9 protein-coding genes are annotated in these 14,140 nt (G+C 60.4%); 2 read left to right on the plus strand and 7 right to left on the minus strand.

Annotation, left to right across the window (positions count from 1 at the left end; all coding sequences use genetic code 11):
• Window positions 1-48: 48 nt before the first annotated feature.
• Window positions 49-531 (minus strand): acyl-CoA thioesterase, encoded by a 483-nt coding sequence (locus ACIO0C_RS00125; RefSeq protein ID WP_008064551.1) that lies wholly within the window; start codon window positions 529-531, stop codon window positions 49-51.
• A gap of 287 nt (window positions 532-818) precedes the next feature.
• Between ACIO0C_RS00125 and ACIO0C_RS00130 the strand changes: the two genes are divergently transcribed.
• Entirely contained in the window at window positions 819-2,582 is a 1,764-nt protein-coding gene (locus ACIO0C_RS00130; RefSeq protein ID WP_401306389.1) for a cation:proton antiporter, read from the plus strand.
• 23 nt (window positions 2,583-2,605) lie between these two features.
• Here the strand turns inward: ACIO0C_RS00130 and ACIO0C_RS00135 are convergent, their stop codons facing one another.
• The 3 genes from ACIO0C_RS00135 to uvrD all read right to left on the minus strand — a co-directional run bounded on the left by ACIO0C_RS00135 (window position 2,606) and on the right by uvrD (window position 6,483).
• Window positions 2,606-3,013: an SMI1/KNR4 family protein gene (locus ACIO0C_RS00135; protein ID WP_007934432.1), complete on the minus strand. Its 408-nt coding sequence runs from the start codon at window positions 3,011-3,013 to the stop codon at window positions 2,606-2,608.
• Between the two features lie 138 nt (window positions 3,014-3,151).
• On the minus strand, window positions 3,152-4,030 hold the full coding sequence (locus ACIO0C_RS00140; protein WP_401306392.1) for a Tim44 domain-containing protein: 879 nt from the start codon (window positions 4,028-4,030) through the stop codon (window positions 3,152-3,154).
• A gap of 269 nt (window positions 4,031-4,299) precedes the next feature.
• Window positions 4,300-6,483, minus strand: a complete 2,184-nt coding sequence (gene uvrD / locus ACIO0C_RS00145; RefSeq protein WP_401306394.1) for a DNA helicase II — start codon at window positions 6,481-6,483, stop codon at window positions 4,300-4,302.
• A 257-nt stretch (window positions 6,484-6,740) separates the two neighbouring features.
• Between uvrD and ACIO0C_RS00150 the strand changes: the two genes are divergently transcribed.
• A complete protein-coding gene (locus ACIO0C_RS00150; RefSeq protein ID WP_401306396.1) occupies window positions 6,741-9,605 on the plus strand; it encodes an EAL domain-containing protein in 2,865 nt (954 codons plus the stop codon).
• A gap of 88 nt (window positions 9,606-9,693) precedes the next feature.
• Here the strand turns inward: ACIO0C_RS00150 and ACIO0C_RS00155 are convergent, their stop codons facing one another.
• The 3 genes from ACIO0C_RS00155 to aspA all read right to left on the minus strand — a co-directional run bounded on the left by ACIO0C_RS00155 (window position 9,694) and on the right by aspA (window position 14,091).
• Window positions 9,694-10,698, minus strand: a complete 1,005-nt coding sequence (locus ACIO0C_RS00155) for an asparaginase (protein WP_401306399.1) — start codon at window positions 10,696-10,698, stop codon at window positions 9,694-9,696.
• A 138-nt stretch (window positions 10,699-10,836) separates the two neighbouring features.
• On the minus strand, window positions 10,837-12,288 hold the full coding sequence (locus ACIO0C_RS00160) for an alanine/glycine:cation symporter family protein (RefSeq protein WP_401306401.1): 1,452 nt from the start codon (window positions 12,286-12,288) through the stop codon (window positions 10,837-10,839).
• Between the two features lie 378 nt (window positions 12,289-12,666).
• Entirely contained in the window at window positions 12,667-14,091 is a 1,425-nt protein-coding gene (aspA, locus tag ACIO0C_RS00165; RefSeq protein WP_020797941.1) for an aspartate ammonia-lyase, read from the minus strand.
• Window positions 14,092-14,140: the final 49 nt, after the last annotated feature.

Genomic DNA, 14,140 nt, shown 5'->3' on the forward strand with positions numbered 1-14,140 from the left:
AAAGATCGCAGCCTGCGGCAGCTCCTACAGTGGCTGCGATCTTTGGCTTTAAGCGTCGCCCTTGATTTCCTGATAACGCTTTTCCAGTTCCTGGCGAATCTGGCGGCGTTGCTGCGCCTGCATATAACGGCGCTTGTCCTCACTGTTTTCAGGTTGCAGCGGCGGTACCGGGGCGGGCTTGCGCTGGTCATCCACGGCGACCATGGTGAAGAAGCAGCTGTTGGTATGGCGTACCGAGCGCTCACGGATGTTCTCAGTCACCACCTTGATGCCCACCTCCATGGAGGTGTTGCCGGTGTAGTTGACCGAGGCCAGGAAGGTCACCAGTTCACCGACATGGATCGGCTCGCGGAAAATCACCTGGTCCACCGACAGGGTCACCACATAGCGGCCGGCATAGCGGCTGGCGCAGGCGTAGGCGACTTCATCGAGGTACTTGAGCAGGGTGCCGCCATGAACATTGCCAGAGAAATTGGCCATGTCGGGGGTCATCAATACTGTCATCGACAGCTGGGCGTTTCCGGGTTCCATAGCGATCTCACGGGTCAAGGCAAGGTTGAGGGACGCACCTCTGCGGGCGCTTCAGCGGTTTTTTTCAAACCAACAGATATCGGGACGCCGCGCGGACGACCGCCGTCACCCCCAATCGATCTGTTTCCATATATTGCACCGCCTTTGCGCTGGAAGTCGCGGTGTTACCCTGCAAAAGCCCAGACCAAGGGAAATAGTCCTACACGAGAAGCAGATTTTTACACTGCTCAAATCGGAGGTTTCCTGCGTCCGGTGATCAAGCCATTGCACCCAAGGAGCCCCACGCCATGCATGCCATCAGTTTTATTCAGGATCTGGCAGTGATCATGTTGGTCGCAGGCGTGGTGACCGTACTTTTCCATCGGTTCAAGCAGCCGGTGGTGCTGGGCTACATTGTGGCCGGCTTCATTATTGGCCCGCACACTCCGCCGTTCGGCCTGATCCACGACGAAGAAACCATCAAGACCCTGGCTGAGCTGGGGGTGATTTTCCTGATGTTCTGCCTGGGCCTGGAATTCAGCCTGCGCAAGTTGTTCAAGGTCGGTGCCACGGCGTTTATCGCGGCGTTCCTGGAAATCGTGCTGATGATCTGGATCGGCTACGAAATCGGCCGCTGGTTCGATTGGAACACCATGGACTCGCTGTTCCTCGGGGCGATACTGGCCATTTCCTCGACCACCATCATCGTCAAGGCGCTCAATGACCTGAAGATGAAAAACCAGCGCTTTGCGCAGTTGATATTCGGTGTACTGATCGTCGAAGACATCCTGGGTATCGGCATCATCGCCTTGCTGTCGAGTATCGCGGTCAGTGGCACGGTCAGTTCGGGCGAAGTGTTCTCCACCGTCGGCAAGCTCTCGCTGTTCATGATCGTCGCGCTGGTCATTGGCATCTTGCTGGTGCCGCGCCTGTTGGCCTACGTGGCCAAGTTCGAAAGCAACGAAATGCTGCTGATCACCGTGCTGGGCCTGTGTTTTGGCTTCTGCCTGCTGGTGGTCAAGCTTGAGTACAGCATGGTGCTCGGTGCGTTCCTGATTGGCGCGATCATGGCTGAGTCGCGGCAGTTGCTGAAAATCGAGCGCTTGATCGAACCGGTTCGCGACCTGTTCAGTGCGATTTTCTTCGTGGCGATCGGGTTGATGCTCGACCCGATGATTTTGCTGCAATACGCCTGGCCAATCGCGGTAATCACCGTGGCGGTGGTGCTCGGCAAGATGCTGTCTTGTGGCATTGGCGCCTTTATCGCCGGCAACGACGGGCGTACCTCGCTGCGGGTCGGGATGGGGCTGTCGCAGATTGGCGAATTCTCTTTCATCATTGCATCGCTGGGCATGACCCTGCAGGTCACCAGTAACTTCCTTTACCCGGTGGCCGTGGCGGTCTCGGTGCTTACCACGCTGATGACACCCTATCTGATCCGCGCAGCCGATCCACTGTCGATCAAACTGGCCGCGGTGATGCCGCAACGGCTGGCACGGGTGTTGGGGATGTATGGCGAATGGTTGCGCAGCATTCAGCCGCAGGGCGAGGGTGCGTTGCTGGCTTCGATGATTCGGCGGATTTTGCTGCAGGTGGGGGTCAATCTGGCGTTGGTGATTGCGATCTTCTTCGCCGGCGCTTACTTCGCCGAAGGCATGTCCACGTACCTGCAGGACTGGATCAGCGACCCGAGCTGGCAGAAAGCGTTGATCTGGGGCGGGGCGCTGATGCTGTCGCTGCCCTTCCTGATTGCCGCGTATCGCAAGCTCAAGGCATTGTCGATGTTGCTGGCGGAGATGGGTGTCAAACCGGAGATGGCGGGCCGTCACACGCAGCGAGTGCGCCGGGTGATCTCCGAAGTGATCCCGATCCTCTCACTGCTGGTGATTTTCCTGCTGCTGGCAGCCTTGTCGGCCAGTATTCTGCCGACCAACAAGTTGCTGGTCCTGATCGCCGTGGTCGCGGCCGCCGTGGCGGCGCTGCTCTGGCGCTGGTTCATCCGAGTGCACACACGGATGCAGGTGGCCTTGCTCGATACCCTGGAAAACCACAAGGATTCGCCGGGGCATTGATCATGTGAGGGGCGTCGAACGGCTCAGCTTTCCAGCCAGACGTCCCGTGCCCAGTGCCATACCGATTCCCAGGTTTCTTCGGCGAGCAGCTCTTCTTCGGCCAGCCAAAGCACCACGGTGCCGTCTTCTTCGACGCAGTAGTAGTTGTCGCCGTCCTGGCAGATCGGGATCAGGCTGCGATCGACGCCTGCATCCCAGGCATTGGCGGCAACGTCCGGCAGGTAGGTGTGGGATTGCGGGTCAGTGACCGTGACGGGTTCCAGGCTGCCATAGACCACGTCGCTGACGGTCAGCAGGAACTCTCTGAAGACGAACGGAATGTCAATGAACAGTTGTTCTTCGATTTCCACCAGCAGGTCTTCGTCAGGCAACTCCAAGGGGACCGGTACCGGTTCGTTGGCTTCACGCAGTTGTTCGATGATTTCTTCCACGTCCGGGATCCTCTTGCTTGTGTGGCGCGGTTTATATGGGGCGGTTTATACAGTAGCTCGCTATAGATGCAACCGCGAAATAGAAAACCCCAGCCGAGGCTGGGGTTTTTATTACATCAAGTGAAGCGCGGAGGAGAATCAGCCGTTCTGGCGGATACCGGCCACCAGCCAAGGCTGGTTTTCGCCCTGTGCACGTTCCATGTTCCAGCTTTCGCTGAACACTTCACCCTGGTCGAAACGCGAGGTTTTCGACACGCCGCTGAAGGTCAGGGTGGCAATGGTCTTGTCGGCGCGATCATCCACACCGTCCAGTTGCACATTGAGGTTATCAATGTAGGTGGACTGGAAGCCGTCACCCAGGTCAGCACGCTCGCGCTTGAGGAACTCCAGCATTTGCGGGGTCACGAACTCGGCGATCTTGTCCATTTCGTTCGCGTCCCAGTGTTGCTGCAGGGACTGGAAGTGATTGCGCGCGGCTTCGATGAAGTTGTGTTCGTTGAACCAGGCTGGAGCGTTGATTACCGGACGAGCGGCGACCGGAGCTGCTGCGCCGCCGAAGATCGAACCGCCAGCAGGCTTGGGTTCGAACGCTTCACGTTGCATCGGCGCATAACCTGCCGGAGCCATCTGCGGCTGCTGCTTGCGACGACGAGCGGCGATGAAGCGGAAGACCAGGAACGCAATGACCGCCATGATCAGGATGTCGAAGATCTGCATGCCCTCGAAACCGTCGCCCATGAACATGGACGCCAGCAGGCCACCGGCGGCGATGCCGGCCAGAGGGCCGAGCCAGCGCGAAGCGCCACCGGCCTTGGCTGCGGCGCCCGCGGCACCGGCTGCACCAGCGGTCGCCGCAGCGCCGCCCATGCCTGGAGAAGAAGGAGCCATCTGGCTGGTCTGGTGCGTCGGCGCAGCGCCTGTGCTTTTGCCACCACCAAAGCGCTTGGCGGCATTGGCGTCGAGGCTCATCGTCAAGCCGATGCACAACGCCATGGCGATGCTAAGAAAACGTTTCATAAAGGGAATTCCCATTTGTGGAAGGCACGCGCGCCATGTTGCACAGCTGAAGTGTTACTGGCTAGCGGCAGAGTGTTTCGAGCTTTTGCCTGACAGGTTGCATTCAGCTTCAGTCAGCGCAATAGGGCTTGTTAACTTTGGTCTGTAGGAGAAGTAGATAAGTTCTGTAGGAAAGGATGCATTTGGGTCCAGCGTGGCCGTGTATAAGATCGAAGCCTTCGCCAGCCCCTACAGTTTAGGCGCTGGCGAAGCCTGCGATTTTCCAGCCGTCAGATCGCTTCCAGCTTGGCGTAGCCCAGCATCAACCACTTGCTGCCTTCGCTGAAGTTAACCTGCACCCGGGCCGCCGCCCCGGCGCCTTCGAAGTTAAGGATCACGCCGTCACCGAAGATCGAGTGGCGCACCGTCTGGCCCAGGCTGAAGCCGGTCTGCGGAATCTCGCTGCCGCTGAACAGGTTGCTGCCACTCATTGACTGGTTGCCGCCGTACGGCCGGCTGACGCTGTTGGACAGCCGCACTTCCTGAATCAGGCCCTTGGGCACTTCGCGTACGAATCGCGAAACCTTGTTGTAGGTCTCGCTGCCGTACAGGCGTCGGGTTTCAGCATAGGTCATCACCAGGTTCTGCATGGCCCGAGTGATGCCGACATAGGCCAGGCGACGCTCTTCCTCAAGGCGGCCGGGTTCTTCCAGGCTCATCTTGTGCGGGAACAGGCCTTCTTCCATGCCCACCAGGAACACGTAGGGGAATTCCAGGCCCTTGGCGCTGTGCAGGGTCATCAATTGAATGCTGTCTTCGTGTTCGTCGGCCTGGGTGTCGCCGGCTTCCAGCGAGGCGTGACCGAGGAAGGCCGCCAGTGGCGTCAGGTCCTCGTCCTCCTCGCTGTTTTCGAAGTTGCGTGCCGCGCTGACCAGTTCCTCAAGGTTTTCTACCCGGGCCTGGCCCTTCTCGCCTTTTTCCGCTTCGTGATAGGCGATCAGCCCCGACTGTTCGATGACGGTCTGGGTCATCAGGTGCAACGGCATTTCCATGCACTTGGCGGCGAGGTTCTCGATCAACTCGATAAATGCGCCCAGCGCGCCGGCTGCCCGGCCGGTTACGCCTTTATTGGCCACCAGTTGGCGCATCGCTTCCCACATCGACACATCGCTGTGGCGGGCATGGTCGCGGATCGCTTCGACGGTTTTCTCGCCGATGCCCCTGGCCGGCACGTTGATCACCCGTTCCAGCGCGGCGTCGTTGCCACGGCCTTCGAGCAAGCGCAGGTAGGCCATGGCGTTCTTGATTTCCGCGCGTTCGAAGAAGCGCTGGCCGCCATAGATGCGGTACGGAATTCGCTCGCGCAGCAAGGCTTCTTCCAGCACGCGCGATTGGGCGTTGGAGCGGTACAGAATCGCGATATCGCTGCGAGCTAAGCCGGTTTTCAGCGCACTTTCGATGGTTTCGACAACATAGCGAGCTTCATCGTGTTCGTTGAACGCGGCGTACAGGTTGATCGCTTCGCCGTCGCCGCCATCGGTCCACAGCTCCTTGCCCAAGCGCCCGGTGTTGTTGGCGATCAGGGCGTTGGCAGCCTTGAGGATGCCGGCGGTGGAGCGATAATTCTGCTCCAGGCGAATGGTTTCGGCGTCCGGGAAGTCTTCGGAATACTGGTAGATGTTCTCGATTTTCGCGCCACGCCAGCCATAGATCGACTGGTCGTCGTCGCCGACCACCATCAGGCTGTCGCCACCTTTGGCCAGCAGGCGCAACCAGGCGTACTGCACGGCGTTGGTGTCCTGGAACTCGTCCACCAGGATGTGCCGGAAGCGCTTCTGATAATGCGCCAGCAGGCCAGGGTGATCGCGCCACAGGTCGAGCGCGCGCAACAGCAATTCGGAGAAGTCGATCACGCCGGCGCGCAGGCAGGCGGCCTCGTAGGCTTCATAGATGCCGCGCATGGTCGCCAGGAACAGGTCGCCGCTGGCTTGAATGTGTTGCGGGCGCAGGCCTTCGTCTTTCTGCCCGTTGATGAACCATTGGGCCTGACGGGCGGGCCAGCGCTGTTCGTCCAGGCCGAGCTCGCGGATCACCCGCTTGACCAGGCGTTGCTGGTCGTCGCTATCGAGAATCTGGAAGGTCTGGCTCAAGCCCGCTTCCTGCCAGTGCGCCCGCAGCAAGCGGTGCGCCAGGCCGTGGAAGGTGCCGACCCACATGCCGGCCGGGTTGATACCCATCAGCTGCTCGATGCGCTGTCGCATCTCGGCAGCGGCCTTATTGGTGAAGGTCACCGACAGGATGGAGTGGGGCGAGGCGTTTTCAACCTGGATCAACCAGGCGATACGGTGCACCAGCACTCGGGTTTTACCGGAACCAGCACCGGCCAGGACCAACTGACGACCCACGGGGGCCGCTACGGCCTGGCGTTGGGCATCGTTGAGGGAGTTCAGCAGAAGGGAGAGATCATCGCGCATCGGGGCATTCTATGGGGCTGCGTCACCACGGGCAAACTCCGCTTCGTTTTAGCCGATGAAAGTTACGCACGGGACGACCGGTCAGTCATCGGCTGCAATCGTTTGCCGGGCTTGTTTGGCGGCATTGTGCCACTCCTGACGGCTGATACTTTGGTCTGCTTTTTGATCGGGAGCAGTTTGGTCCGGGCATTGGCTTGTGTATGCTCCGTGCACGTTTCGGGCACATGCTCATCATTATAAGAACAAGAACACTGCCTATGACCCTCAGCTTCGACCTGTCGGGCCCTACTGTGGAGCCCCGGGTTATCCGTAAACAATTCGCCATGGAAATGGCGGTCGAACGCACGCGTCTGCTGTATCAGGGTTCCTTGCTGCCCACGCTATTCATGTTGATCAATGGCCTGGTGTGCGCTGGATTACTCTGGAGTCCGCAGCGTTACTTCCTGGTCAGTGTCTGGCTGGTGTGGTTGCTGTCGCTGGTCGCATTGCGGGTTATCCAGGTGGCGGCCTTCGATTCGGCGATTCCCAACCGCCAGGCGCATCCGATCTGGCGCCGCATGTTCTTACTGGGCTCCGGTCTCACCGGCCTGACCCTGGCCGGTGCCGGCATTGCCCTGGTTCCCGCCGATAACTTCATTCAACAAGCGTGGGTCTTCGGCCTGATCGGTGCCGCGGCACTGTCGGCAAGCGTGGCCTACGCGGTGAGTTTGCCGGCGTTCCTGTCCTTCACCTTGCCCTGCCTGTTGCCGGCCATTGCCTATATGTTCTGGGGCGGGGACGAGCACGGTTGGGGCTGGTTCGGCCTGATTCTGCTGGGGGCGCTGAGTGTGGTCGCCTGGCAGGTGAATCGGCTGATCGATCGCGGCCTGTTGCGACGCTTCCAGAATCAGGCGCTGATCGAAAATCTGCAGCAGGCGCAGAACTGCAGCGACCAGCTCAATCAGAAGCTGGCCAGGGAAATCGATCAGCGTCGACGTGCCGAAGACGAATTGCGCGAAATCCAGGTCGATCTGGAAAACCGTGTCGCCCAGCGCAGTGTAGAGCTGGAGGCGGCCGGCCAGGCGCTGAGCCAGAGTGAGGCGCGTTTGGCACTGGCATTGAAGGCCAGCGAGCTGGGGTTGTGGGACTGGAACCTGCAAACCGACGAAGTCCATCACACGCATATCCAGGAATTGTTCGGTCTGGCGCCGGAACAGGTAACGGCATTACTGCGCCACCTCAAACCGCGCCTGCATCCCGACGATCTTCCTGCACTGAAAAGGGCCCTGGTCGAGCATTTGAAAGGCCGTACCGAGGATTACCAGATCGAGTACCGCGTGCGGCATGGCGATGGCCACTGGGTGTGGATCGAGGACCGCGGACGGGCAGTGGAACGCGCCGACAATGGCCGGGTGATTCGCATGGTGGGCACGCGGCGCGATATCAGCGTCGGCAAGGCCCAGGAAGAGCAGCTGCAGCTGGCGGCGACGGTGTTCGAGGCGGCCAGCGAAGGTATCGTGATTTTCGATCCGAATTACGCCCTGATCGCGGTCAATCAAGCCTTCAGCCGGGTGACCGGCTATGAGCTCGAGGAAATTCTCGGGCGTAAGGTGGTCGATTTGCCCTGCAGTCGCGATGCTCGCCGGCATTACGGTGCGATCCATCTGGCGCTGGAGCAGCACGGCAGTTGGCAGGGTGAGCTGGTGGAGACTCGCAAAAATGGCGAGATGTACCCGCAATGGCTGCAATTGACCGCCGTACGCGATTCCCGGGGAAATGTGAGTCATATCGTGGGCTTCTTCGCCGATCTCTCGGCACGGCGAGAATCCGAAGAGCGCATGCGCTACCTGACCCATCATGACGAACTCACGGGCCTGGCCAATCGCTCGATGTTCCGCGAACGGCTGAGCGAGGCGCATCAGCGTGTGCGTCAGGGCGGGTATCGCAGCCTGGCGTTGTTGCACATCAATCTGGATCGCTTCAAGCAGCTCAACGACAGCCTGGGTCACGAGGTGGCCGATCAGTTGTTGCAGAAAATGGCCCGGCGCCTGGTCAACGCATTGCCTGAGGCAGATACCATCGCACGCTTGTCCGGCGATGAATTCGCCGTGCTGTTCAATGCCTACGGCAACCTCTCCAGTCTGGCGCGAGTGGCGACTCGCTTGTCGGCCAAATTGCGTGTGCCGGTGACCGTCGACGGTCATGAGCTGGTGGTCAGCGCATCCATGGGTATCAGCCTGTTGCCAGACAACGCCCGGGAAATATCCGCATTGGTCAGTCAGTCGAACATGGCTATGCAGCACGCCAAGCATTTGGGGGGTAACAATTTCCAGTTCTATACCGATAGCTTGCAAGCCAGCACCCTTGAGCGCCTGCAGCTGGAAAATCATCTGCGCAAAGCGGTCGAAGAGAAGCAGCTGAAGGTGTTTTACCAACCGAAGCTGTGCCTCGCCACGGGCAAGCTCAATGCCGCCGAGGCCTTGGTGCGTTGGGACCATCCGACCATGGGGCGTGTGCCGCCGGGGGATTTCATTGGCTTGGCGGAGGAGACCGGGTTGATCGGCCCGATCGGCGAGTTCGTCTTGCGCCAGGCCTGCTGGCAAGCCTGCGAGTGGCAGCGCCTGGGGCTTGAGGGAATTCGGGTGTCGGTCAATCTGTCGGTGCACCAATTGCGCCAGGGCAAGCTGGTCAGCCTGGTGCGTCAGGTCCTGGAAGAAACCGGACTGGCGCCGCATTACCTGGAGCTGGAGCTGACCGAGAGCCAGCTGCTCGACAGCGTCGAGCACATTATCGCGACGTTCCAGCAATTGCGTGAGTTGGGGGTGAAGCTGGCGATCGACGATTTCGGCACCGGGTATTCGTCCCTCAGCTACCTCAAGCGCATCCCGGTGGATTACGTGAAGATCGATCAGGCGTTTATCCGGGGCCTGGGAGAGGGTACGGAAGACGCGGCGATCACCCGGGCGATCATCGCCATGGCCCACGGCTTGAAATTGAAAGTGGTGGCTGAAGGCGTGGAACGGCTGGAGCAGCTTGAGTTTTTGAAAGCCGAACGCTGTGATGAAGTGCAAGGCTATCTGATCAGTCGTCCGGTTGAGGCTGAGGCTCTGGCGGGCTTGCTGCAAGCGCAAGGCGTAACGTGAGCGACGAGGTTTCCCGCCAGGCACATTGTTGTGTCCGGCGGGAAGTTCTACAGCGTGGCAAACGCGTTAAATGCGTGGGTTTGATGTACTAAGTCAGCTCGCCACACAGGTCCAGTTCAACAAGCCGGCGAACCTCAGCGGGTTCCAGTCCTGCACCCAGCAAACCATGCAGCTTGCCGAACGCCGCTTCACGGGTCATGCCGCCACCTGAAAGCACACCGGCAACCCGCAACCGACTACCGGCCTCATAGACATCCAGCTCTACGCCTCCTTCATGGCACTGCGTGACTGCCACCACCACGACGCCCGTGTCCCGCGCCCGTTCCAGGCTGGCGAGAAACCCCGGATTGTCGCTAGGCCCGGTGCCGCTGCCGTAGCACTCCAGCACCAGGCCCTGAATACCGCTGGCGATCAGGCCATCCAGAATTTCGGCGCTGATGCCGGGAAACAACGGGAGCACGGCGACGTTCGACAATTTCCTGGGTTGGTTGTAGTGGAGTTGTGCAGGAATCGAAGGCACTTTCACGCCACCACCCTGACGCTCCAGTCGCTTGAAAGGGTGTCGGCCGAAACTGCGCACTTTGGCGCAACGGGTCGGGTCCAGCAGTTCGCCATGGAAATACAAGTGCACACCCGGCGCCAAGCCTCGGCCCAATGCAACCAGCGCGCCGCTGAGGTTTTCCCAGGCATCGCTGTCGCTGACGCCGGCCGGCAGCATCGAGCCGGTAAAGCACACCCGGGCCTGCAGGCCGAGCAGTTGAAAGCTCATGGCGGCGGCGCTGTAGGCGAGGGTGTCGGTGCCGTGCAGGATCAGCACGCTGTCGCAACCTTGCACGTCCACGGCATCGACTACCGCTTCGCGCAATTGCTGCCAATACGCCGGGGTCATGTTGGCGCTGTCGATCAGCGGCGACATCTCGCGAAAGCGCCATTGCGGTACCACGAGATCAGGCTGGCTGTGCAGGTACTCACGCATCCGCGCTTCGAAACCGGATGCCGGCGCCAGGCCGTAGGCGCTGGCTTGCATGCCGATGGTGCCGCCGGTGTAGAGCACCATGACGTGCTGGGCGGCAGGGTAGGTCGAGGAATTCATGGGGGTGCTCCGAGACAATGACGTCCTGTAGGAGTGAGCTTGCTCGCGATGGCGGTGTGTCAGTCGACATCCATATCGAATGTCAGTCCGCTTTCGCGAGCAAGCTCGCTCCTACAAGGGATTTTGCACTTTAACCGATCAGCGTTGCGCTGCGGGTACGCCCTGCGGCTCGGCTTCAGCCTTGGTCATGGCGGCTGGCGGATTGGCTGGCCAGGCCTGGCGATCCAGATCCAGGTCCGGGAACTTGCTCGAATCGAACACCGGCGTCTTGATCCCGGCCGCGCGCTGGTCATCGTAGTCACGCAGGATGCGCATGCCGACCTTGAACAGCAGGAACAGCGCGATCAGGTTGACGAACGCCAGCATCGTCATGGTGATGTCGGCAAAAGCGAACACGGTCCCGAGGTTTTCGATGGCGCCCCAGAAAATCAATACCAGAACCAGCGCACGGTAGCCCATCAGCGCCTTGCGGTTTTCACCGATCAAAAAGCGCAGGTTGCTCTCGCCCAGATAGTAGTTGTAGAGGATCGAGGTGAACACGAACAGCGCCAGCGCCACGGAAATGAACATCCGCCCCCAGTCACCGACCACGGCGGCCAGGGAGTTCTGGGTCAGGGCAATGCCGTCGCCTTCGAAGCCCGGGGTGTAGAAGCCCGAGAGCAGGATCAGCAAGGCCGTACAGGTGCAGATCACGAAGGTGTCGAGGAACACACTGAACGCCTGGACCACGCCTTGGGCGACCGGGTGCTCGACCGCGGCGACCGCGGCCACGTTCGGCGCGCTGCCCAGGCCGGCCTCGTTGGCGAACACGCCGCGCTTGACGCCCATGATGATGGCGCTGCCGATCAGGCCGCCAAACGCCTGGTCCAGGCCGAAGGCGCTTTTGACGATGGTCATCAGCATGCCCGGTACCTGGTCGAACTGCAGCACGATCACGTAGATGGTCACGCCGATGTACACCAGGGTTTTCACCGGCACCAGCAGGTCAGCGACCTTGGCGATGCGCTTGATCCCGCCGATGAATACCAGGCCCAGCAGCACGGCCAGGCCAAGGCCGGTCCAGGTGGTGTCGAGGCCGAAAGCGTTGTTCAGCGAGTGGGTCACGGCATGGGATTGCAGGCCGTTGAAGGCGAAACCGAAGGTGATCAGCAGCAGGAATGCCATGATCATCCCCAGCCAGCGCTTTTGCAGGCCATGCTGGATGTAATAGGAGGGGCCGCCGCGGAATTGGCCTTCGGAATCGCAGCGCTTGTAGAGCTGGCCGAGGGAGCATTCGAAGAAGCTGCTGGACATGCCGACCAGTGCGGTAACCCACATCCAGAACACGGCACCGGGGCCGCCCAGTGTCACGGCAATGCCGACACCGGCGATGTTGCCTGCGCCGACACGGCCGGCAAGGCTGAGCATCAAGGCCTGGAACGAGCTGAGTTGACCGGCACTGCTTTTGAGGCTGTCACGGAACACCGCGAACATGTGGAAGAAGTGACGCAATTGAACGAAACGCGAGCGGATCGTGAAGTAGCTGCCGAGCCCGACAATGAGCACGATGAGTACTTTGCCTGAGAGGAAGTCGTTGATGACTTCGAGCATGGATTATTCCTCGCTGTTTTTTGTGTATGCAAATGCTGGCCGGGCAGACGCATCGTGTTACACCCGTTGGCGCACGGCACAACAGGCGGGTCGATGATCGTCCCGGTTTCATATCGCGGGTTTGTTATTAGTTCGGGTTTCGCATGGGTTGTGGCCTCGCTGCCGACGACCGCTCACGCGAAGAGGGGCGGCACTATACCGATGACAGTACCGTCCGTCTGCACGATTGTGGTGCATGCAGCGAAACAAGGGTGTTGTTCCTACAGGTAAAGCGGAACAGCAAAAGTCAAAAAAAAGGGCCTGGAGATTGATCTCCAAGCCCTCAAAAGGTGAGAGGTGTCTAGTCCCTCGACCTGGTGAGCAGTGCTACAGCGTTGGTCAAGCCTTCAGAGGTACCAGGCGCGGGGCAATCATGTTTTCCGGGCGCAGGATGTCGGCGAGCATGGCGTCGTCGAGCAAACCTTCTTCGCGCACCAGTTCCAGCACGCCGCGGCCGCTTTCGAGGGCGATACGGGCGATGCGGGTGGCGTTTTCATAGCCGATGTACGGGTTCAGCGCGGTGACCAGGCCGATCGAGTGCTCGACCAGTTCACGGCAACGTTCTTCGTTGGCGGTGATACCGGTGATGCAATGCTCGCGCAGCATGTCCATGGCGCGTTGCAACAGGCGGATCGAGTCGAAGATCTTGAAGGCGATCAGCGGCTCCATCACGTTCAGTTGCAGCTGGCCGCCTTCGGCCGCAATGGTCAGGGCCAAGTCGTTGCCGATGATCTGGAATGCTACCTGGTTCACGGCTTCCGGGATTACCGGGTTGACCTTGCCTGGCATGATCGAACTGCCTGGCTGACGCGCCGGCAGGTTGATTTCGTTGATGCCGGTGCGTGGGCCGCTGGACAGCAGGCGCAGGTCGTTGCAGATCTTCGACAGCTTGACCGCGGTGCGTTTGAGCATGCCGGAGAACAGCACGAAGGCGCCCATGTCGGAGGTGGCTTCGATCAGGTCGGCCGCCGGTACCAGCGGGTGGCCGCTGATGGTAGCCAGGCGCTGAACGGCCAGGTGCTGGTAACGCGGGTCGGCGTTGATGCCGGTGCCGATCGCGGTACCCCCCAGGTTCACTTCGGTCAGCAGCTCGGGTGCCAAGGTCTTCAGGCGTGCAAGGTCTTCGCCCAGGGTGGTGGCGAAAGCGCGGAATTCCTGGCCGAGGGTCATCGGCACGGCGTCTTGCAGCTGGGTACGGCCCATCTTCAGGACGTGGCTGAATTCTTCACCTTTGGCGGCGAACGACTGGATCAGGCTGTCGAGGCTGGCCAGCAGCGCGTCGTGACCCAGCAGCAGACCCAGGCGGATCGCGGTCGGGTAGGCGTCGTTGGTCGACTGCGCCATGTTCACGTCGTTGTTCGGGTGCAGGTACTGGTATTCGCCCTTCTGGTGGCCCATGGCCTCCAGCGCGATGTTGGCGATGACTTCGTTGGCATTCATGTTGGTCGAAGTGCCAGCGCCGCCTTGAATCATGTCCACCACGAATTCTTCGTGGAAATCGCCGCGGATCAAACGGGCACAGGCTTCGCTGATGGCAGCGTGCTTGGCTTCACTCAAGTGACCCAACTCACGGTTGGCGTCAGCGGCGGCTTGTTTGACCATGGCCAGGCCGACTACCAGCTTCGGGTAATGCGAGATCGGAACGCCGGAGAGACGGAAGTTGTTCACCGCTCGCAGGGTCTGGATGCCGTAATACGCTTGAGCCGGTACTTCAAGTACGCCAAGCAGGTCTTTTTCTGTGCGGAATGATGCAGCGGAGGACATGATAGAAATCATCTCGATATGGACCCGGGCTGTGCCGGAACACTGCAAA

Source organism: Pseudomonas sp. NPDC087336, from assembly GCF_044744285.1.
GTDB lineage: Bacteria > Pseudomonadota > Gammaproteobacteria > Pseudomonadales > Pseudomonadaceae > Aquipseudomonas.

What these genes read in the sequence shown, in the direction of transcription:
- ACIO0C_RS00125 (WP_008064551.1), bottom strand. Translation starts at nt 531, where the DNA reads ATGGAACCCGGAAACGCCCAGCTGTCGATGACAGTATTGATGACCCCC.
- ACIO0C_RS00130 (WP_401306389.1), top strand. Translation starts at nt 819, where the DNA reads ATGCATGCCATCAGTTTTATTCAGGATCTGGCAGTGATCATGTTGGTC.
- ACIO0C_RS00140 (WP_401306392.1), bottom strand. Translation starts at nt 4,030, where the DNA reads ATGAAACGTTTTCTTAGCATCGCCATGGCGTTGTGCATCGGCTTGACG.
- uvrD (WP_401306394.1), bottom strand. Translation starts at nt 6,483, where the DNA reads ATGCGCGATGATCTCTCCCTTCTGCTGAACTCCCTCAACGATGCCCAA.
- ACIO0C_RS00150 (WP_401306396.1), top strand. Translation starts at nt 6,741, where the DNA reads ATGACCCTCAGCTTCGACCTGTCGGGCCCTACTGTGGAGCCCCGGGTT.
- ACIO0C_RS00155 (WP_401306399.1), bottom strand. Translation starts at nt 10,698, where the DNA reads ATGAATTCCTCGACCTACCCTGCCGCCCAGCACGTCATGGTGCTCTAC.
- ACIO0C_RS00160 (WP_401306401.1), bottom strand. Translation starts at nt 12,288, where the DNA reads ATGCTCGAAGTCATCAACGACTTCCTCTCAGGCAAAGTACTCATCGTG.
- aspA (WP_020797941.1), bottom strand. Translation starts at nt 14,091, where the DNA reads ATGTCCTCCGCTGCATCATTCCGCACAGAAAAAGACCTGCTTGGCGTA.